This window comes from Ciceribacter lividus (assembly GCF_003337715.1).
GTDB classification, from domain to species: domain Bacteria; phylum Pseudomonadota; class Alphaproteobacteria; order Rhizobiales; family Rhizobiaceae; genus Allorhizobium; species Allorhizobium lividum.
This window is the reverse complement of record NZ_QPIX01000010.1, coordinates 32,404-57,848: the sequence shown is the minus strand read 5'-3', so window position 1 is coordinate 57,848 and position 25,445 is coordinate 32,404. Positions and strand designations below refer to the sequence as shown.

23 protein-coding genes are annotated in these 25,445 nt (G+C 64.3%); 16 read left to right on the top strand and 7 right to left on the bottom strand.

All coding sequences use genetic code 11. The annotated features are described in order from the left end of the window. Nucleotides 1-252: 252 nt before the first annotated feature. The 3 genes from DFR48_RS17040 (at nucleotide 253) to ribB (ending at nucleotide 5,717) form a co-directional block, all read left to right on the top strand. Nucleotides 253-3,387, top strand: a complete 3,135-nt coding sequence (locus tag DFR48_RS17040; RefSeq protein WP_245415640.1) for a sensor domain-containing protein — start codon at nucleotides 253-255, stop codon at nucleotides 3,385-3,387. Nucleotides 3,388-3,512: 125 nt separating this feature from the next. Continuing rightward, nucleotides 3,513-4,607: a chorismate synthase gene (gene aroC, locus DFR48_RS17035; protein ID WP_114364418.1), complete on the top strand. Its 1,095-nt coding sequence runs from the start codon at nucleotides 3,513-3,515 to the stop codon at nucleotides 4,605-4,607. A gap of 9 nt (nucleotides 4,608-4,616) precedes the next feature. After that, on the top strand, nucleotides 4,617-5,717 hold the full coding sequence (gene ribB / locus DFR48_RS17030) for a 3,4-dihydroxy-2-butanone-4-phosphate synthase (protein WP_114364417.1): 1,101 nt from the start codon (nucleotides 4,617-4,619) through the stop codon (nucleotides 5,715-5,717). Nucleotides 5,718-5,806: 89 nt separating this feature from the next. Here ribB and DFR48_RS17025 read toward each other — a convergent pair whose 3' ends face one another. Beyond that, the gene (locus DFR48_RS17025; RefSeq protein WP_114364416.1) at nucleotides 5,807-7,240 is read right to left on the bottom strand and encodes a hypothetical protein; all 1,434 of its coding nucleotides are present in this window, start codon (nucleotides 7,238-7,240) and stop codon (nucleotides 5,807-5,809) included. Between the two features lie 179 nt (nucleotides 7,241-7,419). Here DFR48_RS17025 and DFR48_RS17020 point away from each other — a divergent pair, with 179 nt between their 5' ends. Continuing rightward, a complete protein-coding gene (locus tag DFR48_RS17020) occupies nucleotides 7,420-8,034 on the top strand; it encodes an HNH endonuclease (RefSeq protein WP_114364415.1) in 615 nt (204 codons plus the stop codon). Between the two features lie 249 nt (nucleotides 8,035-8,283). Here DFR48_RS17020 and DFR48_RS17015 read toward each other — a convergent pair whose 3' ends face one another. Beyond that, a complete protein-coding gene (locus tag DFR48_RS17015) occupies nucleotides 8,284-9,471 on the bottom strand; it encodes a winged helix-turn-helix domain-containing protein (protein ID WP_114364414.1) in 1,188 nt (395 codons plus the stop codon). Nucleotides 9,472-9,831: 360 nt separating this feature from the next. Here DFR48_RS17015 and DFR48_RS17010 point away from each other — a divergent pair, with 360 nt between their 5' ends. The 3 genes from DFR48_RS17010 to DFR48_RS17000 are packed head-to-tail and all read left to right on the top strand — an operon-like array spanning nucleotide 9,832 to nucleotide 11,706. Continuing rightward, entirely contained in the window at nucleotides 9,832-10,512 is a 681-nt protein-coding gene (locus tag DFR48_RS17010; protein ID WP_114364413.1) for an energy-coupling factor ABC transporter ATP-binding protein, read from the top strand. Beyond that, nucleotides 10,509-11,111, top strand: coding sequence for a CbiQ family ECF transporter T component (locus DFR48_RS17005; protein ID WP_114364412.1), 603 nt, complete (start codon nucleotides 10,509-10,511; stop codon nucleotides 11,109-11,111). Before DFR48_RS17010 ends, DFR48_RS17005 begins: the two co-directional genes overlap by 4 nt. 34 nt (nucleotides 11,112-11,145) lie before the next feature. Next, nucleotides 11,146-11,706, top strand: coding sequence for a biotin transporter BioY (locus tag DFR48_RS17000; protein WP_114364411.1), 561 nt, complete (start codon nucleotides 11,146-11,148; stop codon nucleotides 11,704-11,706). Between the two features lie 51 nt (nucleotides 11,707-11,757). Here the strand turns inward: DFR48_RS17000 and DFR48_RS16995 are convergent, their stop codons facing one another. Then, nucleotides 11,758-12,168 carry a YybH family protein gene (locus DFR48_RS16995; protein WP_114364410.1) on the bottom strand — a complete coding sequence of 137 codons (411 nt, stop codon included), beginning with the start codon at nucleotides 12,166-12,168 and terminating at the stop codon, nucleotides 11,758-11,760. 116 nt (nucleotides 12,169-12,284) lie between these two features. Between DFR48_RS16995 and DFR48_RS16990 the strand changes: the two genes are divergently transcribed. Both DFR48_RS16990 and DFR48_RS16985 read left to right on the top strand, forming a co-directional pair. Continuing rightward, nucleotides 12,285-12,629 (top strand): winged helix-turn-helix transcriptional regulator, encoded by a 345-nt coding sequence (locus tag DFR48_RS16990; RefSeq protein WP_114364409.1) that lies wholly within the window; start codon nucleotides 12,285-12,287, stop codon nucleotides 12,627-12,629. Nucleotides 12,630-12,692: 63 nt separating this feature from the next. Further along, nucleotides 12,693-14,024 carry a PQQ-dependent sugar dehydrogenase gene (locus tag DFR48_RS16985; protein WP_114364408.1) on the top strand — a complete coding sequence of 444 codons (1,332 nt, stop codon included), beginning with the start codon at nucleotides 12,693-12,695 and terminating at the stop codon, nucleotides 14,022-14,024. A gap of 24 nt (nucleotides 14,025-14,048) precedes the next feature. Here DFR48_RS16985 and DFR48_RS16980 read toward each other — a convergent pair whose 3' ends face one another. Continuing rightward, nucleotides 14,049-14,450, bottom strand: a complete 402-nt coding sequence (locus DFR48_RS16980; RefSeq protein WP_114364407.1) for an acyl-CoA thioesterase — start codon at nucleotides 14,448-14,450, stop codon at nucleotides 14,049-14,051. Between the two features lie 216 nt (nucleotides 14,451-14,666). Between DFR48_RS16980 and DFR48_RS16975 the strand changes: the two genes are divergently transcribed. From DFR48_RS16975 to DFR48_RS16965, 3 genes are all read left to right on the top strand, one after another. Continuing rightward, on the top strand, nucleotides 14,667-15,602 hold the full coding sequence (locus tag DFR48_RS16975; RefSeq protein WP_114364406.1) for a histone deacetylase family protein: 936 nt from the start codon (nucleotides 14,667-14,669) through the stop codon (nucleotides 15,600-15,602). A 2-nt stretch (nucleotides 15,603-15,604) separates the two neighbouring features. Next, nucleotides 15,605-15,859: an exodeoxyribonuclease VII small subunit gene (locus DFR48_RS16970; protein WP_112691572.1), complete on the top strand. Its 255-nt coding sequence runs from the start codon at nucleotides 15,605-15,607 to the stop codon at nucleotides 15,857-15,859. A gap of 466 nt (nucleotides 15,860-16,325) precedes the next feature. Continuing rightward, nucleotides 16,326-18,266, top strand: a complete 1,941-nt coding sequence (locus DFR48_RS16965; protein WP_114364405.1) for a HAMP domain-containing methyl-accepting chemotaxis protein — start codon at nucleotides 16,326-16,328, stop codon at nucleotides 18,264-18,266. 87 nt (nucleotides 18,267-18,353) lie between these two features. Here the strand turns inward: DFR48_RS16965 and DFR48_RS16960 are convergent, their stop codons facing one another. Continuing rightward, on the bottom strand, nucleotides 18,354-19,160 hold the full coding sequence (locus DFR48_RS16960; RefSeq protein ID WP_114364404.1) for a sulfite exporter TauE/SafE family protein: 807 nt from the start codon (nucleotides 19,158-19,160) through the stop codon (nucleotides 18,354-18,356). 260 nt (nucleotides 19,161-19,420) lie between these two features. Here DFR48_RS16960 and DFR48_RS16955 point away from each other — a divergent pair, with 260 nt between their 5' ends. From DFR48_RS16955 to DFR48_RS16940, 4 genes are all read left to right on the top strand, one after another. Continuing rightward, nucleotides 19,421-19,879: a GyrI-like domain-containing protein gene (locus DFR48_RS16955; protein WP_114364403.1), complete on the top strand. Its 459-nt coding sequence runs from the start codon at nucleotides 19,421-19,423 to the stop codon at nucleotides 19,877-19,879. Nucleotides 19,880-20,176: 297 nt separating this feature from the next. Then, nucleotides 20,177-21,955, top strand: coding sequence for an acyl-CoA dehydrogenase family protein (locus DFR48_RS16950; protein WP_114364402.1), 1,779 nt, complete (start codon nucleotides 20,177-20,179; stop codon nucleotides 21,953-21,955). Nucleotides 21,956-22,141: 186 nt separating this feature from the next. Then, nucleotides 22,142-22,903, top strand: coding sequence for a crotonase/enoyl-CoA hydratase family protein (locus tag DFR48_RS16945; protein WP_114364401.1), 762 nt, complete (start codon nucleotides 22,142-22,144; stop codon nucleotides 22,901-22,903). 124 nt (nucleotides 22,904-23,027) lie between these two features. Next, a complete protein-coding gene (locus tag DFR48_RS16940) occupies nucleotides 23,028-23,333 on the top strand; it encodes a hypothetical protein (protein WP_114364400.1) in 306 nt (101 codons plus the stop codon). A 7-nt stretch (nucleotides 23,334-23,340) separates the two neighbouring features. Here the strand turns inward: DFR48_RS16940 and DFR48_RS16935 are convergent, their stop codons facing one another. Next, the gene (locus tag DFR48_RS16935) at nucleotides 23,341-24,591 is read right to left on the bottom strand and encodes a class I SAM-dependent RNA methyltransferase (protein ID WP_114364399.1); all 1,251 of its coding nucleotides are present in this window, start codon (nucleotides 24,589-24,591) and stop codon (nucleotides 23,341-23,343) included. Further along, a complete protein-coding gene (locus DFR48_RS16930) occupies nucleotides 24,588-25,337 on the bottom strand; it encodes a TlyA family RNA methyltransferase (RefSeq protein ID WP_170141912.1) in 750 nt (249 codons plus the stop codon). The genes DFR48_RS16935 and DFR48_RS16930 overlap by 4 nt, the downstream gene beginning before the upstream one ends. Nucleotides 25,338-25,445 lie beyond the last annotated feature (108 nt).

Here is a 25,445-nt window from a genome sequence, read left to right as displayed (position 1 = left end):
TTGGCACGGGAACACGGCCGCGATCAAGCACCCGTGAAAGAGACCGGTGGACGGGCAACAGTTTTCGGCGGTCACCCTGCGAGCGGACGCTATCCTTCCGACCATTTCCCAGTCCGAAATCCTAAATTAACCCGCGCACGCGTAGTATCCGTGCCGCTGCCCGCCATCCTCGACCGCACGCGACCGCAGGACGAACGCGGACGCCGGGAGGACCATCGCGGCCCCGCATTCGGACGAAGGAGACGTCGAAACTTGGACTTGCCGAGCCACACCCCCGGATGGCGCAGGGCGCGGACACAAAGTGCCGGCTCGTTCCTGCTCGGCTCCGGCATGCTGGCCTGCGTCATCGCCGCAGCAGGAGTCCTTGCCGACCAGCGCTATACGACGGCCCACCGGACCGCTCTGGAGCAGCACGTGCGTGACGGAATGCAGGTCATCCGCTTTGCGCTCCAGACCGAAATCTCCGCCGATTTCGCGACGGTCCGCCATCTCGCATTGGAAGCCGCCATCGATCCCGATCCCGCCCAGCTTCGCACGGCGGCAGCGATCCTCGGCCGCGGCAAGGACCATATCCGCTCGTTTGAGTACGCGGCGAACGCCGCTGCTCCCGCTGAGACGCTCTATTCCCGCGCCAATGCGCCGGTAGCCGCGCCGGCCACTTTGCCAGGCTCTCCCGAAGGGGGACGGCTTCTCCGGATCGGAAGCGGCACCTTCCGGCTCACCGTACCCGTCGGGCAGGCCGGCGCGACCGGCGGCGGCTTCGTCGCCATGACGCTCGAAACCCGGGGGCTTCTGCAGGCGAGCGGGCTTCTGCTTCCGGATGGAAGCATGCCGGAGGCGAGGCCTCTCCCGCTTGCCGACCTGCAATGGTCGGTGCGACATGTGGCACCGGACGCCGCCCCCCTCGATCTCGGCCCGGTCTTCGCCACCGATGCGGCTCCTTCGGTGTCGCGGCTGGACCTGCCGGGCGGCGGAGCCTTCGAAATTGTTGCCGCGCCGCAGGGCGGCTGGAACACGTCTCCGGAGAACCGCATCACGATCCGCCTGGCGATCTTCCTCGCCGGCGCGGCGATCATGATTCCCGCCGTCGTCACCGGTATCCTGTTTCGCGATCGCAACCGCTATGTTGCCGAACTCAAGCGGCGAGAGAAGAAGCTGCTCGAACTGTCGCAACGCCTCAGTCTTGCGATGGACTCGGCCGACATCGGCATCTGGGAGGTGAAGCTCGACGGCCACGTGCTTCTCTGGGACGACCGGAGCGCGGCCCTCCACGGACGCGCGCCCAGCTTCGGGGACGACGAGGACCGGATCGGCGACTGGACCGCATCGATCCACCCGGAAGACCGCGAGAGGATCGAGGCACAGGCCTTCGCCTACAGCTGTATCGCGGTCGCGGAAACCGCCGACATGACCTACCGGGTCGTGCTTCCCGACGGCACCGTCCGCCACCTTCGATCAGTCGGTGCCCATTCGGTCGGCGAAGAGGGCGAGAGCAGGCTGATCGGCGTCGTCCTCGACGTCACCGCCGACGCGCGGATGACGCAGACGCTACGCGACGCCAAGCAGACGAGCGACATCAAGAACGCCGAACTCGAACTGGCGCTCGATGAACTGTCGAGCCGCGAGCAGGAGCTTTCGGAGCTTTCACACAAGTTCGACCTTGCGCTCGCCTCCTACAATTGCGGCATCTGGGAGGCCGATCCCGTGTCCGCGACGGCACTGTGGGACGAGCGGATGCACCAGCTCTACGGCATTCCCTACAGTCCGCGGCGCCTCGACCAGCACGGCTGGCTCTCCTGCCTGCACCCCGACTGCCGCGAGCGGGTCCTCGCCGCCACCAACAAGGCACTCGAAACCGCAACGACGATCAACACGCTGCAGCAGATCCTGTTGCCGAACGGCGAGCCGCGTTATGTGCGCTCCGTCGGCCAGCTGCATGTCGGCAAGGACGGCAAGGAAAAGATCATCGGCATCGCCTTCGACGTCACCGCCGACGCGCTTCTCGCCGAAGAGCTGCGGGCGGCAAAGGCGGAGGCCGACGCCCGCAACATCGAACTCGAACTCGCCAAGACCCGGATCGAATTCAACGCCCTTCACGATCCGCTGACAGCGCTCGCCAACCGCCGCAAGCTCGACGAGGAACTCGACCGGCTCGGGCGCGCTGGCCCGGCGAGCGGGACGCGTTTTACGATCCTGCATCTCGACCTCGACCGGTTCAAGGAGATCAACGACACGCTCGGCCACGCCGCCGGCGACGCGGTTCTCACGCACACCGCCGAGATCCTGTCGCGGGCCGTCGAGAAGGACGACCTGGTGGCGCGCATCGGCGGCGACGAGTTCGTGATCCTGATCACCCGTCCTGTGACCACGGAGGCGCTCTGCCTGCTCAGCGAGCGGATCATCGAGGAGATGGGCCGGCCCGTCGACTTCGAGGGCTTCTCCTGCCGCTGCGGCGTGTCGATCGGCATCGCCCGCTCGCAGGGGATCGGCTCCGACCCGCGCAAGGTGCTGATCAACGCCGACATCGCCCTCTACCAGGCCAAGGAAAAGGGGCGAAACGGCTACGAATTCTTCTCCCAGGCGCTGCAGGCGAACATCGTGACGCGAAAGAGGCTCGCCGACGATATCCTCGCCGGCCTCGAACGCGACGAATTCACCGTCTGGTACCAGCCGCAATTCGATGCGACGACGATGCGGCTGACGGGGGCGGAGGCGCTGGTGCGCTGGAACCATCCCGACCAGGGCATCCTTGCCTCGGGGCGGTTCCTGCGGCTCGCCGAGGAGCTCAACGTTGTCGCGCGCATCGACCAGCTGGTGCTCGAAACGGCGCTGCGCGACAAGATGCGCTGGATGGCCGAGGGCATCGACCTGCCGCGGATCTCGGTCAACGTCTCCTCGCGGCGGCTGCACGATCCGGCACTGGTGGACCAGCTTCGCGGCCTCAGCATCCGCCCGGGCGAGGTCGCCTTCGAACTCGTCGAATCGATCTTCCTCGACGACAGCGACGATCCGGCGAGCGCCAACCTCGCCGACATCAAGGCGCTCGGCATCGACGTCGAGATCGACGACTTCGGCACCGGCCATACCTCGATCGTCAGCCTGCTGCGCCTGAAGCCAAAGCGGCTCAAGATCGACCGGCAGCTCGTCATGCCGATCCTCACCTCGCCGCAGGAGCGCGCGCTGGTGCGCTCGATCATCGAGATCGCCCGCTCGCTCGGTGTGGAGACGATCGCCGAAGGGGTTGAAACGCCGGCGCATGCCGAGCTCCTGCGAACACTCGGATGCGACGAACTGCAGGGCTACGCCTTTGCGAAGCCCCTTCCCTTCGCCGACTTCGCCCGCTTCGCCGCCCGCCGCGCAGGCGTGACAACCGCGCTGAAGGCATGACGGCAATCGCCCTCCGCCGGGACCTGCCCGGAAAGAAAGCCTTTCCTCTCCCGGCGGTTTTCCACTATGTGTGTGCCCCGATACGAGAAGGCGGCCCGGCCGCCCAAGTTCCGGACCTTTGAGACATGTCGCACAACACCTTCGGTCACCTGTTCCGCGTCACCACCTGGGGCGAAAGCCACGGGCCGGCACTCGGCGCCGTCGTCGACGGCTGCCCGCCCGGCCTCCGTTTCCGGCAGGAGGACCTGCAGTCCTTTCTCGACAAGCGCAAGCCCGGCCAGTCGCGTTTCGTGACGCAGCGGCGCGAGGAGGACCTGGTCAAGGTGCTCTCCGGCGTGATGCCGCAGGAGGACGGCTCCTTCGTCACCACCGGCACGCCGATTTCGCTGATGATCGAGAACACCGACCAGCGCTCGAAGGACTACGGCGAGATCGCCCGGCAATACCGCCCCGGGCACGCCGACTACACCTATGACGTCAAATACGGCATCCGCGACTATCGCGGCGGCGGGCGCTCCTCGGCGCGCGAGACGGCCGCCCGTGTCGCCGCCGGCGGCATCGCCCGCCTCGTCATCCCCGGCGTCACCATCCGCGGCGCGCTGGTGCAGATCGGCAAGCACAGGATCAACCGCGACAACTGGGACTGGGCGCAGGTCGGCGAAAACCCGTTCTTCGCACCCGATCCCGCGATCGTTCCGGTCTGGGAAGACTATCTCGACGGCATCCGCAAGGCCGGCTCCTCGGTCGGCGCGGTGATCGAACTCGTCGCCGAGGGCGTACCGGCCGGGCTCGGCGCACCGATCTACGGCAAGCTCGACCAGGACATCGCGAGCGGCCTGATGTCGATCAACGCGGTCAAGGGCGTCGAGATCGGCAACGGCTTCGGCGCCGCCGAGATCACCGGCGAGGAAAATGCCGACGAGATGCGCATGGGCAATGACGGCAAGCCGCTCTTCCTGTCGAACCACGCCGGCGGCATCCTCGGCGGCATTTCGACCGGCGAGCCGGTGGTCGCGCGCTTCGCCATCAAGCCGACCTCCTCGATCCTGACCGAACGCAAGTCCATCGATGCCGACGGCAACAATGTCGACGTGCGCACCAAGGGCCGCCACGACCCCTGCGTCGGAATCCGGGCCGTTCCCGTCGGCGAGGCGATGCTGGCATGCATCATCGCCGATCATTACTTGCGAGATCGCGGCCAGACCGGCCGGCTGAAGTGAGGATTTTCCATGAGCTATGACCAGAGCCGCGTCGTCGATGCCATCCGCGCCTTCGAGGCGGGCGAGATCGTCGTGGTCGTCGACGACGACGACCGGGAGAACGAGGGAGACCTGATCGTCGCCGCGGTCCACTGCACGGCCGAGAAGATGGCCTTCATCGTGCGCCACACCTCCGGCATCGTCTGCGCCCCGATGCCGCGCGAGGAGGCCAAACGCCTCAACCTCAGCGCCATGGTCGCCGAAAACGACAGCGCGCATACGACGGCCTTCACCGTCTCGGTCGACTTCAAGCACGGCACCACGACCGGCATTTCCGCCGACGACCGCACGCTCACCGTGCGCAACCTCGCCAATCCGAATGTCGGCGCCGCCGATTTCGTCCGCCCCGGCCACATCTTCCCGCTGGTCGCCCGCGAAGGTGGCGTGCTGATGCGCTCGGGCCATACCGAAGCCGCCGTCGACCTCTGCAAGCTCGCCGGTCTGCCGCAGATCGGCGTGATCTCCGAGCTCGTCAACGACGACGGCACGGTGAAGCGCGGCCCGCAGGTCGCAAGCTTCGCCGCCGAACACGGGCTGAAGCTGCTCTCCGTCGCCGACCTCATCGCCTACCGCCAGCGCAAGGAGACGCTGATCCAGCTCGCCTCGAGCTTCGCCATCGAGACGCCCTACGGCCCGGCGAAAGCGCATGCCTATTCGCTGCCCTGGGACCCGATGCAGCATCTCGCCGTCGTCTTCGGCGACATCCGCGACGGCGTCGACATTCCGGTGCGCCTGCATCTCGAACATGTCGGCCAGGACGTGTTCGGCAAGGGCCGCCAGATCGACGACATCATGAAGAAGATCGCCGAGAAGGGCCGCGGCGTCATCGTCTACCTGCGCGAAGGCTCCGTCGGCGTCGGCGTCTCGACCACCGCGCGCGCCGGCCACCACGAGCGCGAGGCGCACGAACAGGCGCAGGCCCGCGAAAGCGAATGGCTGGAAATCGGCCTCGGCGCGCAGATCCTCAAAGACCTCGGCGTCACCTCCATCCGCCTCTTCGCCTCACGCGAACGGCATTATGTCGGGCTCGAAGGGTTCGGCATCCGGATCAGCGGGACGGAGATTGTGTGAGGGGGCGAGGCTCGCGGTCCCGGTAACGCGTAGCCAGCACGCCTTTGCAAACGGGAGGGAATAGAGAGGCACGCCCATCAATGCCGGAGTTACTTTCTCTTACTCGCGGAGATTTTTTGGGTGGCATCAATTACAACAATATCAGAAGCAGGCTCCCCTCGCTTCAGTCTCTCGTTCCGAATGGTCTGAATAGTGGTAAGTTTCTCGCCCAGATCGCCGTAGTCGAGCACGACAAACACCCCGTGGTTCGTTCGTGATGAATCTTTGTAAATCTCAAGCTGTTTTTCATACCCATGCACGACGGTCCCCGAAGACCGCTTCATTTCAACAAGAACCCTAGCGTTGTAACCCTTGGAATACTTAAAATCGATTGGGCCACCGCCCATGTTCGCTTCAGGCGATATGTCGATGTTGTTTGCTCTGCAAAAGCAATCTGTGATCGCATAGTATATAAGTTGGGCCGCACGTTCCTTCTTGGGCTTCCCATCAATCCAAAGCGCCTCCCAAAGATTTCCTTTCTCCACATGATGTTTAAACATATCCAACGTATCAGACACAACTCTCTTAATATGCTCAATTCCTTTTTGAATTTCGTAATTAGTAACTGACTTAAAATTCTCCTCTTCAATTCTAAGAATTTCCTTAAGCTTATAGTATCCGAGCGCGTCGCTATTTGGATCATAATACGTTGCCGTATCCTTGACGGCGGCAATGAAAGCCTCAAATAGCTGCTTTGACTGTAAAGCTGCCTCCCTAATTGCTTCTTTTCTATCAGCTACTGTCGGACGCGCTATGCTGGCCAGCAGATGATTTACCCTCGACCTGATGGCTGCGTTAGCGTTAATGGCAGCATCTATATCCGACCAGTCGTTTGCAACTGGTAGCTCGCGAACGATGTCGCTCGGAACGAGTACAATCGCCCGTTCTTTTCCGCTTGTGGGCATATAGTGCGGCAGTGGAATGAGAGGAGTAGCCTCAGATGTCTTTAGGGCGATACCGAGAGGTCTGCAGAAATCGGATGTAATTTGCGCGAGTTGAGGCTCTATCACCCTGGACGTTAGGTCGCTGATGGTATCAGGCCCTACTTGCTCTTCGAAGAAGCCCATTAGCGATATCATTTCAGGGTCTTGAGAGCCAAGCTCCACAACCTCTTTCGCTGTGCGAAGGATGGCGTCACGAATTTCATCTGGACGCGAAGTGCCCGGACGGTCGCTCTTACCGTAACCCAATCCGTTAGCGGGCGCTTCACGAAGACTGAATAACTGTTGGGCGGCCTTCCAAGCGGCATCACCTTCTCGCTTGGATATAGCAAGCAGCCGTATCACATTCTCGAAGTGCTTTCTAAAGGCCTCGTATCCCTCTTCTCGTATAATCCTATTCGCCGATTTATCGAGTAGGATAGGGTCGACAAACAGCTGTGTGTCTACCGTCAGAAACGGGTCGATAAGCCCCGCTTTCTCAAGCTCTACAGCGGCGACACCAAAATGAGTTGAAAAGAGAAGAGGATTTGAAAAAGACGCCATTGTGATGCTCGCAATTCAGTGCTCAAGAAAATAGTCCACCAAATAACTTATGGTTGCAACCCGCGTCGTGAAAGCCGCATAGTTATCCACCGTCGAATTGGGTTCGTAGTACCCACGGCATGTGAGTGTCTTTAATATGCCATCCGGATTTTCATCGAAATTACTGCTGTGGAGGTCAGATGCGATACATCGCAAATGTCGACGATATTGAGACTGTGCTTATTGAACTAGGAGGACAAGCACGCGCTATCGAAATTCAGAACGCGGTGCTTCAACAGTTCTGCGGTGGCCGCATACCCGAGCAGTACCAGAACGAACGTTCATTTCGCATGACAATCCAGCGCATCATTGAAAACTACTGCCCGGAGGCAGCGGGGTTTGATCCGTCGCGTTATGCAGCCAAGTTTAAACGCGTTGATCACGGTATCTATCGCGTGTCTGGAGTTGATTATCCCTATGGCGAAGATGCAGTTGAGGCACCCGCGCAAACCTACATCGAGGGCGCACTAAAGCAAATCAAAGTCAATGCGTACGAACGAGATCGAAAAGCTAGGCAAGCTTGCATTGATTTCCATGGAACCGACTGCAAGGTTTGCGGACTAGACTTTGGAAGCCGCTATGGCGAGATCGGCACAGGCTTCATTCATGTGCATCACGTCGTGCCATTGGCGTCGATCGGCGACGAATACGAGGTCGATCCAGTGAAAGACCTTGTTCCAGTATGCCCCAATTGCCACGCTATGTTGCACCTTGGCGCCTCTTCCGTATCTGACCTGAAGCGCAGGCTTAGGTAAGCGGTCGGGAGCGGGCTCACGGAAACTGAAAATTTTCGCGGGAAGGTATTTGACATCCTTCGTGGACGCATTGCGCCATAGGTAGGGTCGATGTGGGACGCCCAGACCGTTCATCCAGCATTGCATGCGGTCTTCTGGTCCGGCCTCTGCCACAGCATAAGGGGTATTAGGCGGGGAACGAGCAGTTGGGTTTTATATCACGTCGGACAGCATCAATAACGGACAGAACCTCAACGCCCTGCCGCCCCCTCACCCCGTCCATCCCTCGCCATACTCCACCTTCTCCACGCCGGCGAATTTGGCGATCCGGGAAAGCTCGGCCTCCAGCCTTTCCATCCTGCCGGACGAGGCTTTCACGCCCGGCTCCCACCAGAGGCGCCGGACTGCCAGCACGCCCGTCTTGCGGTCCGCCTTCATGTCGATGCGGCCGACGAGGCGGTCGCCTTCGAGCAACGGGAAGACGTAGTAGCCGTATTCGCGCTTCGGTTCGGGCACGAAGATCTCGATGCGGTAGACGAAGCCGAAGAGGCGTTCGGTGCGGTTGCGGTCGCGGATCAGCGGGTCGAAGGGGCTCAAGGTGCGGATGCGGGCCGGCGGCTCCGGCGGGTCGAGGAGTGTGGGCAGGCTTTCCGCAAGGGCGCAGGAGGCGCGCGGCTTGCCGTCGACCGTTTCGAGCGAGACTTCCTCGAGTTCGTCGCGGTGGCGCTCCACCCAGGCCTTCGCCTCCTGCGGGGTGACGAGGTCGAAGAAGGCGGCGATCTCGCCATGGGTGGCGAAGCCGAGCCGCGTCAGCGCGCCGCGGCAGGCCCAGTCGATGAAGGCGTCGTGGTCGACCTCGGCGGAAAAGTGCTCGGAGGGGATCACCCGCTCGGCGAGATCGTAGACCTTCTGGAAATTCTCCCGCGCTGAAATCGCAAGCTTGCCGGTGTGCCAGAGGAATTCGAGCGCCGTCTTCGACGGGTGCCAGTTCCACCAGCCGCCGGACTTGTGGTCCTCGGCCTTCACGTCGCGGGCCATGACCGGGCCGGTCTCGCGGATGCGCTCGTAGGTCTCCTCGAAGGCCCGGTCGAAGCCCTCCCCCTGCCACTTGCGCCAGTTCTCGCGGATATGGCCCTCGCGGCGGGTGAACCGGTGCTTCCAGCAGGGAAAGAAGGCGGAGGGAATGATCGAGGCGTCGTGCGTCCAGTGCTCGAAGAGCGCGCGGTCCTTTTCGAGAAGTGCTGTCAGGTGTTCCGGCCGGTAGGTCTGGTTGCGGGAAAACAGGATCTGGTGATGGGCGCGCTCCACCGTCGCGATGCTGTCGACCTGGACGAAGCCGAGGTCGTGGATCAGCGCGCAGAGCCCGTCCTTGCCGAGCATGCGGTTCGGCGGCCGCGAAAGCCCCTGCCGTTCGAGAAAGATACGCCGTGCCTGCCGGTTGCTGATCGGAATCGCCATGCACGGCAGGCTAGCGAATGTTCTTGGTATGTTCAATGGGTGGATCGAGTTGGGCCGTGTGTGTTCCATCTGGTTCTGGATTGAAATTGCCCCTCACCCTGGCCCTCTCCCTGTATGGCGGGGAAATTGCCCCTCACCCTAACCCTCTCCCCGCTCGCGGGGAGAGGGGACGTGCCCGGCGGTGCCGCTTGTCTCCTTCTCCCCGTCTTTCACGGGGAGAAGGTGGCGGCAGCCGGATGAGGGGCAGCGAGAACGGTCGCGGCGGCGGATGGGCGACGCCGCCCGACCGTGCCGGCGCATATTCCCCTCGCCGTCCCGCCGGTCTATAGAGAGCGCGGACCAAGGACGGGGACCCGAGCATTGCAGATCACATTCGACCGGGCCGAAGTGCGTTACGGCGCCCGCGTGGCGCTCGAGCCGCTCAGCCTTTCGCTCAGCGAGCGCCGCATCGGCGTGATCGGGCTCAACGGCTCCGGCAAGACCACCTTCGCGCGGCTGATCAACGGGCTCGTCAAGCCGAGTGCCGGCAAGGTCACCGTCGACGGCCTGGACACGGTCGATGACGCGAAGGCGGTTCTCGCCCGTGTCGGCTTCATCTTCCAGAACCCGGCAAACCAGATCATCCTGCCGATCATCCGCGACGACATCGCCTTCGGGCCGAAGAGCCGCGGGGTGAAGGGCGAGGCGCTCGACCGGGCGGTCAACGCGGTGCTCGACCGCTTCTCGCTGACCGAACTCGCCGACCGCCGGCCGCACGAACTCTCCGGCGGAGAGGTGCAATTGGCCGCCCTCGCGGCGGTGATGGTGATGCGGCCCGAAATCGTCATCTTCGACGAGCCGACCAACCAGCTCGACCTCAAGAACCGGGCGCTGGTCGAAACCGCGATCCGCGGGCTGGAAGAAAATGCCATCGTCATCAGCCACGATCTCTCGCTGATCGCCGATTTTCCGCGCGTGCTGGTCTTCGACCGGGCGAAGCTCGTCTTCGACGGCGCGGCGCAAGAGGCGATCCGCTTCTACCGGGAGATCGCGCTGCGATGAGGAGCCTCTACATCGCCGGCGATACCTGGCTGCACCGGCTGAAGCCCGCGATCAAGCTTGGCGCGCTCGCGGTCTTCGCGGCGGCCGTCTTCGTGACCCGCAATCCCGTGGTGCCGGGAGCGGCCCTCGGTCTCGCCGGTCTTGCCTATTTCGGCCTCGGCCAGCCGCTCCGGGCGGCGATGCGGCCGCTGCTGCCGATCCTGGCCACCGTGGCGGTCGTCGCGCTCTTCAACCTTCTCGTCAATTCCGCGGAAGACGCGCTGCTGACGCTTCTGCGGCTCTCGGCGCTGGTGCTGATGGCGGCGGCCGTCACCGCGACGACCGGCATTTCCGATTTCATCGACACGATCGCTGCCGCCGCCCGACCGCTCGAAAGGGCGGGCCTCGTCAAGGCCTCCGACATCGGGCTTTCCGTCGGCCTCGTCATCCGCTTCGTGCCGGAAATCCTCGCCCGCTACCAGGCGATCCGCGAGGCGCATGCCGCCCGCGGGCTTGCCGTCCGGCCCTCCACCCTGCTCGGTCCGCTGATCATCCAGACGCTCAAGGATGCCGACAGCATCGCCGCAGCCATTGACGCCAGGGGAATTCGGGGTCAATGAGCAGGAAAGCAGGGGATTTCCCAAGGAGGCTGCCATGAATACCCGCGATCTCGTTCTCGTTGCACTCTTTGCCGCGATCATCGTGGCGCTCGGCCTGGTGCCGCCGATCATGTTGCCGTTCAACGTGCCGATCTCGGCCCAGACGCTCGGCGTCATGCTCGCCGGCGTCATCCTCGGGGCAAAGCGCGGGGCGCTCGCGCCGGTTCTCGTCATCATCCTGGTGGCGATCGGCCTGCCGGTGCTTGCCGGCGGGCGCGGCGGCCTTGCCGTCTTCGCCGGCCCGACCGTCGGCTTCCTGATCGGCTGGGTGCCGGGCGCCTATGTGACCGGGCAGATCGCCGAACGCTTCGGCAAGCCGGCGATGGACGCCCTGCCGCAGACGCTCGGCTTCTTCGCCGCTTCGGTTATCGGCGGCATCGTCGTCGTCTATCTCTTCGGCATCGGCTATCTCGCCTTCGGCGCCGGGCTTGGCCTTTCCAAGGCCTTCATGGGTTCGCTCGCCTTCATTCCCGGCGACCTCATCAAGGCGGCGATCGCAGCGCTTGCCGGCCGCGCCGTGATGGTCGGCTATCCGCTGCTGCCGCACCGCGCCTGAGATATGCGCGGCCGCGGGCGATCACCCGCGGCCCGTCTACCCGACGGCCTCTCAGCCGCCGGACGAAGCCTGATCGGAAATCAGCGACCAGTGGGTGGCGACGATCCGCCATGCGCCGTCGGCCTGCCGGCGATAGACCTCGGTGCAGTACCAGTGCATCCGCGCGCCTTCGCTGCCGGCATAGGAGAGGAAGCGGAAGGTCAGCACCGCGGCATCGCCGATCTCGATCACCTTCGGCTCGATCATCTCGTAGCGTTCCGCGAAGACCGTGCCACGGATCGCCTCGTAATAGCCGGTGAGCGCTTCCAGCCCTTCCATGCGTTTGTCGAGGAAGGGATCGAAATAGACGACCTCCGGCGCGGAAATTTCGAGAAAGCCGGAAGGATCGCCGTTGCACCAGCGGGCAAGGGCCGCCTTTTCGAGATCGATCACCGGATGGACTTCGGCGGGGGTTTCGGACATCACGTTCTCCTGGTTCGGGGTTGATGTCTGCAGCCTTAACCGATCGAAAAAATTGCGCCAGTACGCACAAATAGCGCCGTTACGGCGCCATTTGTGCGCGCGGAAGAGGGAAAGACATGCGCAAGCAGCGCCACAAGATCTACGGCAACTGCCCTGTGGAAGCGGCGATGGACATCATCAGCGGCAAGTGGAAGGTGGTCCTGCTTTTCCACATCATGGACGGCACCAAGCGCTTCAACGAACTCGGCCGGCTGCTGCCGGGGCTCACCCAGCGGATGCTGACGAACCAGCTCCGCGAGCTCGAGGCCGACGGCGTGATCGCCCGCACGGTCTATCCGGAAGTGCCGCCGAAGGTGGAGTATTCGATGACGCCCTTCGGCATGACTCTCGAACCGCTTCTGAAGGCGCTGTGGGTCTGGTCGGAAACCCACGTGAAGCCACGGCTCGCCAAGGAAGAGTGAAAGGTCGCTGTTTCGACGACAGAATTTGCGTTTGGTCAGTTTCTCGCAGCCAGCGCTTCGGCTATGGTGCCGCAGGACATCTCGAAGAGGAGTGCAGGCATGCTGGAACTGTTCGGTCGATTCGTCGCCCTGATCGGGGCCGCGATGATCCTCATGCGCCGTGGCGGCGCGGGTAACGGCAAGCCGGCCCTCGGCGGCGCACCGATCATCCCGGAAGCGAAACCGCAGCGGATCCCCACCCTCAAGATGCCGACCGCCAGGGGCTGGACCGACGGCCACACACCGACGGCCGCGTCGGGGCTGAAGGTGAACGCCTTCGCCAGGGGGCTCAAGCACCCGCGCTGGATCTACGTGCTGCCGAACGGCGACGTGCTCGCCTCCGAGGCGCTCGGCGTCGACGGCGGGCGCATGCGCACCCCGTTCGACTATGCGATGTATGCGACGATGAAGCGGGCGGCGGCCGTCGGCGAAAGCCCGAACCGCATCACGCTGCTGCGCGACAACGACGGCGACGGCACCGCCGAGGTCCGCCACGCCTTCATGGAAGGGCTCAACCACCCCTTCGGCATGGCACTGCTCGACGGCACCTTCTATGTCGGCAACACCGATGGGCTGATGGCCTATCCCTATACTGAGGGTGCCACCCGCATCGCCGCAGAGGGCCGCAAGATCGCCGACTTCAAGCCGGCCGGCCACTGGACACGCAGCGTGCTCGCGAGCCCGGACGGCAGCAAGCTCTATGTCGGCGTCGGTTCGCTGAGCAACATCGCCGAACACGGTTTCGCCGCCGAGGAAGGCCGCGCCTGCATCTACGAGATCGACCTCAGGACCGGGAAGAGCCGCATATTCGCAGGCGGCCTGCGCAACCCCGTCGGGCTCGCCTTCGAGCCGGCCACCGGCGCGCTCTGGACGGTGGTCAACGAGCGCGACGGGCTGGGCGACGAGACGCCGCCCGACTACCTGACCTCGGTGAAGGATGGCGGCTTCTACGGCTGGCCCTATTGCTACTGGGGCCAGACGGTCGACGACCGCGTGCCGCAAGCGCCAAGCCTCGTCGCCACCGCCATCCGGCCCGATTATGCGCTCGGCGGCCACACCGCCTCGCTCGGCCTCTGCTGGTTGCCGGCGGGCACCCTGCCCGGCTTCCCGGACGGCATGGTCATCGGCCAGCACGGCTCGTGGAACCGTTCGACGCTCTCCGGCTACCGGGTGATCTTCGTGCCCTTCGAGAACGGCAAGCCGTCGGGTCCGCCGCGCGACATCCTGACCGGCTTCCTCTCGCCGGACGAGAAGTTCTCCTACGGCCGCCCGGTCGGCGTGACCATCGGGCCCGACGGTTCACTGCTCGTCGCGGACGATGTCGGCGACGTCATCTGGCGCGTGACGGGGGCGTGAGCAAGCCGACCGCGCAGCCGTTCGTCACGGGAGATAGCTGTAGAGCCAGTCACGCAGGGTTTCCGGCAGCGTGACCGGCTCGTCGTCGTCCCTGCCGGTCGCCGCCCAGACGATCTCGACCTCGGCCGCAAGCGTTTCGCCGCGCTCAACGAGGATATCGAAGCCGACCGACTTCATGCCGATCTTGTCGACGCGGACGGTAAGCTTCACCCGATCGTCGAGATGCAGGGGCTCGTGCAGGCGGATCTCGATCTTGGTCGGCTGGAAGTGCGGCTCGTCCTCAAGCGGCGGGCGATAGCGCCAGAAATGGCTGAGCGCGGTCTCGGCATGGGCGAGATAGGCGGCATTGTGCATCCGCCCCGTCATATCGATGTCGCGATAGGGAACGATGGTTTCCGTCACTTCGACGCGCTCGATGTCGTCCATGGCCTGCCTGCCCTCTCCCATGTGCAAGGCATTTATACGTTCATTCGGCGAGGAAGAACAAGGAGCGGCGGGAACGGCGGGCTTCTGTTGACAGTCGTCAATCGAGGTGGCGGAGCGGTGGCGCTACGCGCCGCGCGGTCCTAGAATGGCCCGCGAAGACGGAGAAAGCTACTTCGGGCCGACCGGCCGAGAATACCATCTGACCCGGGAACGACCATGACCACACGCCTCTACGAGCACCCGGTTTTCCTCGAGCACCTGACGCCCCCCGGCCATCCGGAGCGGCCGGACCGGCTGCGCGCGATCAACATTGCGCTCGAACATCCGAATTTCGCGCCGCTGCAGCGGACGCAGGCGCCGCAGGCGAACGAGGATGCGGTGCTTCTGGTGCATCCGGAAGAGCACCTCGCCGCAATCAAGCGGCAGATCCCCGAGGAAGAGGGCGAGATCAACCGGGTGGAGACCGACACCTATGTCTCGCCGAAAAGCCTGCAGGCGGCGCTGACGGCGATCGGCGGGGCAATGGCCGCCGTCGACGCGGTGATGGCACGCGAGATCACCAATGCCTTCGTCGCCTGCCGCCCGCCCGGCCACCATGCGGAGAAGGCGACGGCCATGGGCTTCTGCCTGTTCAACACCATTGCCATCGCCGCCCGCCACGCGATGCGGCATCACGGCGTCGAGCGCGTGGCGATCGTCGACTGGGACGTGCACCACGGCAACGGCACGCAGGACATCTTCTGGGACGACCGGTCGGTACTCTTCTGCTCGACGCACCAGATGCCGCTCTATCCCGGCACGGGCAAGAAGGAGGAGACCGGCGCCTTCGGCAACATCGTCAACGCGCCGCTGTCGCCGAACACCGGCAGCGAGCATTTCCGCGAGGCGTTCAAGGCGCGCGTCCTGCCGGCACTCGAAAGCTTCCGGCCCGACCTCATCCTGATCTCGGCCGGCTTCGACGCGCACCACCGCGACCCGCTGGGACAGCTCAATCTCGTTGGCGAGGATTTCGACTGGGCGACCGGGCGGGTGATGGAAGTGGCGGACAAATTCGCCCATAACCGGGTCGTCAGCCTTCTCGAAGGCGGCTATGATCTCGAAGGCCTCGCCGAATCGGCGGGCATGCATATCATGAGACTGATGAAGGGTTGATCATGACCGAAAGCGCCCCCCAGGCCGATCTTTCCGGCTATTCGTTCGAGAAGGCCGTCGCCGAGCTGGAGAGCATCGTGGCGCGACTGGAGCGTGGCGATGTGGCGCTTGACGAGTCGATTGCCATCTACGAGCGCGGCGAACAGTTGAAGAAGCATTGCGAGACGCTGCTGGCCGCCGCCGAAAACCGGATCGAGAAGATCCGCCTCGACCGTGCCGGCAAGCCGCAGGGCACCGAGCCTCTCGACCGCGAGTAATACCCGCAACCCGAATGCAGGCCCGGCGCTTCCGTCCGCAGGACGGGAGATGCTTGCGCTCGCCTGCAACGCGGCTTTCCATTTTCCAGTATTTCCAAGTTTACTGACGGAATATCGTCCCGATCGCGAATTTCTTTCCAAGCGGACATTGATCCAGAAGATACTATATCAGCGCTACAGAACTTAACAGTTGCGGTTGTGCAATAGTGATCGCAGGAAAACCTTCTGCGTGCAGTTTAGTTTATCGATGCAACCGCAGTTAACCGCTTCTCAACCATTCCGTTGCAGAACAGTATTGCCCCGCAATTTCGCGAGGCAGGCGAGATGAAGTGGCCGCGCGCAGGGCCGTCGCCTACCGGAAGCCGTCCTCCAGGAGCCGCTTCCGGCCGATCATGTTTTCCGATCACAGCCATCTCCGCATGCCGCCCTCCCCGGTGCGCGGAACCGTATTTCAGAAGGAATTTCCATGAAGCGCCCCACCGTCAAGACTTCGCTGATCCTCAGCCTGGCGTCGATCGCCGTCATCACCGGCGGCCTCGCTTTCGCCGCCATCTCCGGCATTTCCACCATTTTCGATCGCGGGAGCGAGGTTGCCGACAGGATGCTGCCTTCGATCAACCAGGTGCGACTAATGGACAAGGGCATGGTCGACGTCCGGCTTTCCTATGCCCGGCACATCATGAGCGTCACTCCGGAGGCCATGACCGCGGCCGAAAAGGACATCAAGACCTATGTGGATTTCCAGCGTGAGCTGATCCGCAAGCAGAACGAGCAATTCGTCAGGGATGCCGAAGAGCAAAAGCTGATCGGCGAGGTGACGGCAACCCTCGATGCCTACGTCCAACACGGCGAAAAGGTGCTGGCGCTTTCCCGCGAGAACAAGAACGACGAAGCCAAAGCCGCCTTCGCCGACGAATTGCAGAAGTATGGCGACGCAAGCGACCAGGCAATCGACACGATGGTCGATCACTATGTCGAGCAGGCGGATGCCGTGCACAACGAGATGAAGGCCGAATTCGACTTCATTGAGGTCCTGATTGTTTCCGTGAGCGTCCTTGCCATGCTCATCACCGGTGCGGCGATGCTGTTCACCGTCACCGGGGTCGCCAACCCGATCCAGCGCATCACCCGTTCCATGCGCGGGCTCGCCGACGGCGACACCGATGCGTCGATCCCCTATGCCGGCCGCACCGACGAAATCGGCCAGATGGCCGGCGCCGTCGAAGTCTTCCGGCAGGCGGCAATCACCAACAAGCGTCTCGAGGCTGAGGCCGAAGAAAACCGCCGGCAGGCGGAACTCGACCGGATCGCCAGCCAGCAGCGCGCCGAAGCGGAAGCCGCCGAGCGCATGCGGGTTGCGACCTCGGGCCTTGCCGCCGGGCTGAAGCGGCTCGCCTCCGGCGACCTCTCCTTCCAGCTCGACGAGGCCTTCGCCGCCGACTTCGAGGAACTGCGCCGCGACTTCAACCAGTCCGTCCAGCAGCTCTCCTCGACGCTGCAGGTCATCCAGCACAGCGTTTCCACCATGGACAACGGCGCCCGCGAAATGGCGAACGCCGCGGAGAACCTCTCGAAGCGTACGGAGCAGCAGGCCGCCTCGCTCGAGGAGACGGCTGCCGCGCTCGACGAGATCACTGCCAACGTCAACTCCTCGACCCGCCGCACCGAAGACGCCCGTGCCGTCGCCACCCAGGCGAACCAGGGTGCCGCGAAATCGGCGGGTGTCGTCGCCAGCGCCGAGGAAGCGATGCGGCGCATCGAGGGGTCCTCGCAGCAGATCTCCAACATCATCGGCGTCATCGACGAGATCGCCTTCCAGACCAACCTGCTTGCGCTCAACGCCGGCGTCGAGGCGGCGCGTGCCGGTGAGGCCGGAAAGGGTTTCGCCGTCGTCGCCCAGGAGGTCCGCGAGCTCGCCCAGCGCTCCGCCCAGGCGGCCCGCGAGATCAAGGGTCTCATCCAGAACTCGTCCGACGAAGTGGAAAACGGCGTGAAGCTGGTGCGCGACACCGGCGTGGCGCTGCAGGCGATCAGCGGCTTCATCACCGAGATGAACCAGCACATGGATTCGATCGCCACCGCGGCAAAGGAACAGTCGATCGGGCTTGCCGAGGTCAATACCGCCGTCAATTCGATGGACCAGACGACCCAGCAGAACGCCGCCATGGTCGAGCAATCGACGGCGGCAAGCTCGAGCCTCGCCACGGAGACCGCCAAGCTCCGCGAACTGATCGGCCAGTTCCGGCTCGCCGCCGGGGAACGCGCCATCACCACGGCATCACGCCCGCTAGCCAGTGCCGCCCCGGTCACCCGACCGGCATCGCGCCCGCAGTCGGCCCCTGCCCCGAAGGCCACCTATACCCGTGGCAATGCGGCACTCGCCGTCGACGACTGGGAAGAATTCTGAGCCGAGAGGCTCAGGCTCCAGACGATCTCAACCCCCGGCCTGAACACCGGGGGTTTTTCTTTGCCCGCAAGGGTCTTCGTCGAGACGTTATCGGTGCCGCCACACTTTCAAGGCAGAAATCAGAAGGATCACCGCGAGGGCCGGAAGCAAGACCACATTGGGCACGAGACCGAGCAGCCGCCCACCGACAAATGTCCCGACGATCGACCCTGCCGCCATCACGAGAAGGAACGCCTTGTTGCGGCCGAGAACGGCAAAGCTCTGGTCGCGACTGTATCGGGTGAAGCCGACGAGCATGGTCGGAAGGCTCACTGCGAGGGAAAGACTTCCAGCCAGTTTGATATCCGCTCCGAACAGCAGCACGAGCGTCGGAATCAGCAGTTCCCCACCAGCCACACCGAGCAGCGAGGCGACGATCCCGATGACGACGCCCGCCACCACGCCCGCAACGACCTGCGCCGTCCCGCTCAGGAGCGGTTGCCCGGCGACGGCATCATGACCGACGGCCAGCACGACCGCGATGATCACGAGCAGAACCGCAATGACCTTGTAGAGTGCTTCCGACTTCAGGCGCGTCGCCCACCCCGCCCCGAACCACGCTCCGGCAAGACTTCCGGCGAGCAGATTGACCACAATCAGCCAGTGCGCGGCAATCTCACTGAATGGAATCGTTGCCGCCCGGAACGGCAAGGCGGAAGCGACGACGACGAGGCTCATGGCCTTGTTGAGAATGACGGCTTCCAGGGCGGCGAAGTTGAAGAGGCCGATCAGCAGCGGCAACCGAAATTCCGCACCGCCGAGACCGATCAATCCACCGAGGGCACCGATGACTGCACCGCCCCCGAATGCGGCAGATCGACCTCGGGATACAGGCGCATCGGCAGAGTCGACCATGATCGTTATATCCTCAAAAATATCACGCAGTGAGGGTTTTATGCAGGCAAACCGGCCGCTCTGCAACTGCTCCTTGCGCGGCGACGCTCCCTTTTGGCTGTGGCGAAACCGGTCTCCTAGGTTTCCCATCGGTCCGCGGACAGGAGGCGGAAGAATTTTCCTTTAATACGCGAAGACAAGCGAAAATTTAGAATATCATGCTTCTATCGCATTTGTCGGCAAACGCCCGGCGATCTACCTGCAGGTCGAAGGAGTTCGCCATGCAGATCAAAGAGACGCCCGACATGTGGGTTTTGCGCCTGTGCAGGCGCTTGCGCATTCCCGAGGTCAAGCAGGCGGCAGCCGAGTGTGCGCCCCTGATCGAACGGCAGATCGAGGCGGCCGGCCTGAGTGCCGACGGTCCGTGGCTGTTCGTTTCGCACCACCTGCCGAAGAACGGCAAGACGCCTTTCGACTGGGAGATATGCCGGCCTGTCACCAGACCCGTCGCCTATACCGGTTCGATCGAGCTTTGCCACTTCGAACCCATCATGGTCGCGGCCCGCGTCCATCAGGGGCCCTTGCGAACCCTGTTTACCCAAGGATATGCGCCGCTCGTCGCCGAGATCGAAATGTCACGCCATCACTTCTCTGGCGAGAGCCGCGAGGTCTATCACGACTGGCGAGGACCCGGCGCACCCTATCACCGGATCGAGATCCAGTTCGGATTGTCGCGTTGACCGTTCACGAACCAACATCCACATGCGAGTCGCTTTGCCGGCAGTTCCCCATCGGCGGCAATCGCCCTGCCTGAGTGGCGTTTCCGTCCAAGGATGCAGACGGGGCGGTGACGCAACGGCCTTGCGGCCTGCAAACCCTCAGACCGGTTGGTGCTGGCCACTACAGCCACACACTCTCCGACGGCAAAACGGTTTGACGTTTACGTAAAAATCAATTAGCCAAAGGACACGATTTCCGCATCAGGCCCGGAGGACCGGCCGCGGAAATGACGGGACGTCAGCAGGAGGAGCATGCGCATGTACAAGGCGCCGGTAGACGAGATCGCATTCACCCTGAAGCATGTGGCCGGCCTTTCCAAGGCAATCGACGAGGGACGCCTCGGAGACCTCAGCGACGACCTGGTGGACGCGATCCTTTCCGAAGCCGGGCGCTTTGCAAGCGACGAGGTCGCCCCGCTTGCCGAGATCGGCGACCGGCAGGGCGCAAGGCTCGTCGACGGCAAGGTCATGGTGCCGGACGGCTGGGCCGACCTCTATCGCCAATGGGCCGAGGGGGGCTGGAACGCGCTCGTCGCCCCGGAAGAATTCGGCGGTCAGGCGCTTCCCCATATGCTCAACGTCGCCGCGCTCGAAATGTGGAATTCCGGCTCGATGGCGTTCGCGCTCGGTCCGACGCTCACCATGGGCGCCTCGGAGGCGCTCGCCGCCCACGGCAGCGAGGCGCTGAAGGAAAAATTCCTGCACAAGATGGTGTCGGGCGAGTGGACCGCCTCGATGAACCTCACCGAGCCGCATGCCGGGTCCGACCTCGGCGTCATGAAGACGCGCGCCGAGCGCCGCGACGACGGCACCTACCGCATCTTCGGCCAGAAGATCTTCATCACCTGGGGCGAACACGAAGTCACCGACAACATCGTCCACCTGGTGCTGGCGCGCCTTCCCGACGCCCCGGCCGGCACCCGCGGCATCTCGCTCTTCCTGGTGCCGAAGTTCCTCGTCAACGACGACGGCTCGCTTGGGCCCCGTAACGACCTCCACTGCCATTCGCTAGAGCACAAGCTCGGCATCCACGGCTCGCCGACCTGCACGATGATCTATGGCGACGGCAAGTTTGGCGACGAGCCGGGCGCGATCGGTTACCTCGTCGGCGAGGAGAACAAGGGGCTCGCCTGCATGTTCACGATGATGAACAATGCGCGCCTCGCCGTCGGCATGCAGGGCGTCGCGATCTGCGAGGCGGCGACCCAGAAGGCGGTCGAATACGCAAAGGAACGTACCCAGGGCAAGGCGCCCGGCTGGACCGGTTCCGGCATGAGCCCGATCATCGAGCATCCGGACGTTGCCCGCACGCTGATCACCATGAAGGCGCTGACCCAAGGCTCGCGCGCCATCTGCTATTCCTGCGCCCATGCGATCGACATGTCTCACCACACGGACGGCGCGGACGCGAAGAAGTGGGCCGAGCGCGGCGCGCTGCTGACCCCGATCGCCAAGTCCTTTGCCACCGATGCCGGCGTCGACGTCGCGTCGATGGGCATCCAGGTGCATGGCGGCATGGGCTTCATCGAGGAGACCGGTGCCGCCCGTTACCTGCGCGACGCCCGCATCGCCCCGATCTATGAAGGCACCAACGGCATCCAGGCCGCCGACCTCGTCACCCGCAAGCTTCCCCTGTCGGAGGGCGCCCAGGTGCGCGGTTTCATCGCCGAACTGAAGGAGATCGCCAAGGCCGTGCGCGCCTCCAACCTCGAAGGCTTCGGCACCACCGCCGACCGCATCGATGCGAGCCTCGCCGATCTCGAGGACACCACGGAATGGCTGCTCGCCCGCCTGGCTGAAGGCAATGTGGCCGCGGCCCTGGCCGGCGCCACCCCTTACCAGCGGCTGTTTGGCCTCGCGCTGACAGGAACCTATCTCGCCAAGGGCGCGCTCGCCGACGAGGACCACGGCCGCGACAACCGCATCGCGCTCTGCCGCTTCGCCGCGGAAAACCTGATCGCCGAGACCGCGGCCCTCAAGGACCGCGTCGTCAACGGCGAAGCGAGCCTGACGGCGGCGCGTGCGCTTTTTGCCTGAAGACCCCTCCGCAACCCCTCCCCACAAGGGGGAGGGGCTGAACGTCCGCTACCGTTTGAGGGATGCGGAAAGCTCGCCTCGACTTTCTCCCCCTTGTGGGGGGGATGGCCGGCAGGCCAGAGGGGGCATTTCTTGGCTGAACTTTCTTCCTGGCTCAGCATCCGAGCCACAACTAGGAAAACCCAGATGACCGACCTCATTCTGATCGAGCGCCCCGAAGCCTATCCGGGCGTGCTGGTGATCCGGTTCAACCGGCCGGAGAAGAAGAACGCCATCACCCAGGCGATGTATGCGAAGATGACGGACGGCCTGCTCTCCGCCGAGGACGATGCGGAGATCCGCTGCGTGGCCTTCCTCGGCACCGAAGGCTGCTTCTCCGCCGGCAACGACATGGCCGACTTCCTTGCTTTCGCCATGGCCGGCGCCGTCGGCGAACCGGCTGCCTTCGGCTTTCTCAAGGCGCTCTGGAGCGTCTCGAAGCCGGTGGTCTCCGGCGTCGACGGGCTGGCGATCGGCATCGGCACGACGATCCAGATGCATTGCGACATGACGATCGCCTCCGACCGCAGCCTGTTCAAGACGCCGTTCGTCGATCTCGCACTCGTTCCGGAAGCCGGATCGAGCCTGCTTGCCCCGCGGATGATGGGCCACCAGCGCGCCTTCGCGATGCTCGCCGCCAGCGAAGGCTTTTCGGCTGAAGAGGCGCGCGCCGCAGGGCTGATCTGGAAGGTCGTCGCCCCGGAAGCGGTCGAGGCGGAAACGCTGACGCTCGCCGCGTCGATCGCCGCCAAGCCACCGGAGGCGATGCGGATCGCCCGCGACCTGATCCGCGGCGACCGCGCCGAGCTGTTCGTGCGCATGGAAGAGGAACTCGCCTTCTTCGTCGAACGCTTGAAGAGCGCCGAAGCACGCGCCGCCTTCGAGGCCTTCCTGAAGGCAAAGAGCTGAAGAATGTCGGCGGGCGCCGTCCGAGGCCGCGGCCTCCCTGTCCGCCATCACAAAACCGCCTCTTCGCGCTTCTTTAATTCCTGCCGGCTAAAACAACGAGCGTTGTAGCTGGAGGATGAGACCGATGCGTGCAATGATCCTGTGCCTTGCCTTTGCTCTGACGGCGGGAACTGCCCTGCCGGGACAGGTCACGACCGGCGACGGCCTGCTTCACCTCGTGCAGGACAACGGGTCGGGGACGATCAACAGCGAGTCGAACAGGCCGGCGCCTCCGCCCGGAATGCGGCCGCAGCGCTTCTACTGCGTGATCGATCCGCCGGCGAGCGCCGAAACCGACGACAAGTGGTCGTGTCCCGCAAGACCCGGCCGCGTCGGCGGCCGCTGCCGCTGTGCGGGCATGGTCGGAAGCGGTACGCTCTACGCCTACTGAGGCGCGTTCAGCGTCTGACGAGGGTCGCGACAACCTCGACATGCGGCGTCCAGAGGAACTGGTCGATCGGCGTGACGCCGGTGATCGCATAGCCGCCGTCGACGAGGATTGCGAGGTCACGGGCGAGCGACAGCGGATTGCAGCTCACCGCCACCACCTTCTTCACCGCCGAGCGGGCAAGCTCGCGACACTGCGCCTCGGCGCCGGCCCGCGGCGGATCGAAGACGACCGCGTCGAAGGTCTTCATCTCCTGCGCCATCAGCGGCCGGCGGAAGAGGTCGCGCCTCTCCACCGAAACGGGCTTCAGCCCCTGCGTGTTGCGGGCGGCGTGATCGAGTGCCTTCAGCGCCTTTTCGTCGGATTCGACGGCGTGCACCTGGGCGGCGCGCGCGAGCCGCAGCGCGAAGGTGCCGATGCCGGCGAACATGTCGGCGACGCGCTTCGCCTTGCCGACATAGTCGAGCGCAAGCTTCGCCATCGCCTCTTCGGCGGCAATCGTCGCCTGGGTGAAGGCGCCGGGCGGCGGGGAAACCCTGACGCCGGCGAAATCGAGAAGCGGCTTCTGCGGCTCGATCACGATTTCACCGTTTGCCGAGACACGCGCGATGCCGCGAAGCTTCAACGCGGCCTCCGTCACGTCGCGGCGCTGGCGGTCTGAGAGCTGTTTGACGCCGTCGATCGCGATGTCGAGGCCGGTGAGGCTCTCGATCACCGTGATGCGGAAGGCATCCGCGCCGGCGGCGGCAAAGCCGATCGTCCGCACCGCTTCCAGCCGCGCGAAAATGCCGGCCGAGATGACGGGACATTCCTCGATCGGCACGATGTGATGGCTTTCGGCCTGGTTGAAGCCGACGAGCAGGCCCTTTTCCGTGCGACGGGCGGCGAAGACGACGCGCCGGCGTTGACCGGCCTCCGCCTCCACCAGCGAACCGACCTCCGGCTCCAGACCCTTCGACTTCAGCGCCGCGATCACCAGCGAGCGCTTGAAGGCGCCATAGGCCGGACGCGCGAGGTGCTGCAGCGAACAGCCACCGCAGCTGCCGCCCACGCCTTCCGGCCCGAAGTGCCGGCAGGCGGGCTGGATGCGGTCGGGCGAGGCGACGCTCGTCGACATCACCGTGCCGTGGTTCTTCACGCGGGCGATCGCGACGGTCTCGCCGGGCAGCGCGAAGGGGACGTAGATCGGACCGGCGGGGCCGTGAGCAATGCCGTCGCCCTGGGCGCCGAGGCTGGTGATGGTGACGGTTTCGGTGCTCATGGTTTGCGTCCTGCGAGGAGGAATTCCTGGTTGCCGTCGCCGCCGGCGATCGGAGAGGAAATGAGGCCGAGGCTCTGCCAGCCCATGTCTTCGACGAGCCAGCGCTCGAGTTCGGCTGCGACCGCCGGCGCCGAAGCCGGGTCCTTCAAGAGGCCCGCCTTGCTGATCGCCTCGCGCCCGGCCTCGAATTGCGGCTTGACCAGCAGCAGGCAACGGCTGTCCGGTTCCGCCATGTCGAGCGCCGGCGCCAGGGCGAGCTTCAGCGAGATGAAGGAGACGTCCGAAACGACGAAGGAAATCGGCCGGTCGCCGATATCCTCGCTCTCGAGATAGCGGGCGTTGAGCCCCTCGATGTTGGTGACACGGGGATCGGCGGCGACGCGGGGATGCATCTGGTCATGGCCGACGTCGATCGCCGTCACGTGGGCGGCGCCGCGCTTCAACAACACCTCGGTGAAGCCGCCGGTGGAGGCGCCGACATCGAGGCATTCCTGCCCGGACGGATCGAGGCCGAAGTGGTCGAGACCGGCCACGAGCTTCAGGGCAGCGCGCGAGACATAGTCCTGCGCCGGGTCGTCGATCTCGATCGCCACCTCGGAAGAGAAGGTCAGGCTCGGCTTGGTCACGACCTTGCCGTCGACCTTCACGGTGCCGCGCTGGACCGCATCGCGCGCCCGCGAGCGGCTGGCGACGAGATTTAGGGCGACCAGCAACTGGTCGAGGCGTTGTTCATCGGCTTTGGTCATGCGGCTGTCCATGACCCGCAAAGGAGGCCGTGGCAAGCCTTTTGTTCCGTTCCGTATCCCGGCTGCCGCCGAGGGGCCATTTCTGGTGTGACTTTGCGGACGATTGAC

Excerpts from the sequence above, each read along its gene's own strand:
- DFR48_RS16960 (WP_114364404.1), bottom strand. The coding sequence starts at position 19,160 with ATGGTCGACTCTGCCGATGCGCCTGTATCCCGAGGTCGATCTGCCGCA.
- DFR48_RS16980 (WP_114364407.1), bottom strand. The coding sequence starts at position 14,450 with ATGGACGACATCGAGCGCGTCGAAGTGACGGAAACCATCGTTCCCTAT.
- DFR48_RS16990 (WP_114364409.1), top strand. The coding sequence starts at position 12,285 with ATGCGCAAGCAGCGCCACAAGATCTACGGCAACTGCCCTGTGGAAGCG.
- DFR48_RS16970 (WP_112691572.1), top strand. The coding sequence starts at position 15,605 with ATGACCGAAAGCGCCCCCCAGGCCGATCTTTCCGGCTATTCGTTCGAG.
- ribB (WP_114364417.1), top strand. The coding sequence starts at position 4,617 with ATGAGCTATGACCAGAGCCGCGTCGTCGATGCCATCCGCGCCTTCGAG.
- aroC (WP_114364418.1), top strand. The coding sequence starts at position 3,513 with ATGTCGCACAACACCTTCGGTCACCTGTTCCGCGTCACCACCTGGGGC.
- DFR48_RS16975 (WP_114364406.1), top strand. The coding sequence starts at position 14,667 with ATGACCACACGCCTCTACGAGCACCCGGTTTTCCTCGAGCACCTGACG.
- DFR48_RS16950 (WP_114364402.1), top strand. The coding sequence starts at position 20,177 with ATGTACAAGGCGCCGGTAGACGAGATCGCATTCACCCTGAAGCATGTG.
- DFR48_RS17005 (WP_114364412.1), top strand. The coding sequence starts at position 10,509 with ATGAGGAGCCTCTACATCGCCGGCGATACCTGGCTGCACCGGCTGAAG.
- DFR48_RS17015 (WP_114364414.1), bottom strand. The coding sequence starts at position 9,471 with ATGGCGATTCCGATCAGCAACCGGCAGGCACGGCGTATCTTTCTCGAA.
- DFR48_RS16940 (WP_114364400.1), top strand. The coding sequence starts at position 23,028 with ATGCGTGCAATGATCCTGTGCCTTGCCTTTGCTCTGACGGCGGGAACT.
- DFR48_RS17020 (WP_114364415.1), top strand. The coding sequence starts at position 7,420 with ATGCGATACATCGCAAATGTCGACGATATTGAGACTGTGCTTATTGAA.
- DFR48_RS17000 (WP_114364411.1), top strand. The coding sequence starts at position 11,146 with ATGAATACCCGCGATCTCGTTCTCGTTGCACTCTTTGCCGCGATCATC.
- DFR48_RS16955 (WP_114364403.1), top strand. The coding sequence starts at position 19,421 with ATGCAGATCAAAGAGACGCCCGACATGTGGGTTTTGCGCCTGTGCAGG.
- DFR48_RS16945 (WP_114364401.1), top strand. The coding sequence starts at position 22,142 with ATGACCGACCTCATTCTGATCGAGCGCCCCGAAGCCTATCCGGGCGTG.
- DFR48_RS16995 (WP_114364410.1), bottom strand. The coding sequence starts at position 12,168 with ATGTCCGAAACCCCCGCCGAAGTCCATCCGGTGATCGATCTCGAAAAG.
- DFR48_RS16930 (WP_170141912.1), bottom strand. The coding sequence starts at position 25,337 with ATGACCAAAGCCGATGAACAACGCCTCGACCAGTTGCTGGTCGCCCTA.
- DFR48_RS17025 (WP_114364416.1), bottom strand. The coding sequence starts at position 7,240 with ATGGCGTCTTTTTCAAATCCTCTTCTCTTTTCAACTCATTTTGGTGTC.
- DFR48_RS16935 (WP_114364399.1), bottom strand. The coding sequence starts at position 24,591 with ATGAGCACCGAAACCGTCACCATCACCAGCCTCGGCGCCCAGGGCGAC.
- DFR48_RS16985 (WP_114364408.1), top strand. The coding sequence starts at position 12,693 with ATGGTGCCGCAGGACATCTCGAAGAGGAGTGCAGGCATGCTGGAACTG.
- DFR48_RS16965 (WP_114364405.1), top strand. The coding sequence starts at position 16,326 with ATGAAGCGCCCCACCGTCAAGACTTCGCTGATCCTCAGCCTGGCGTCG.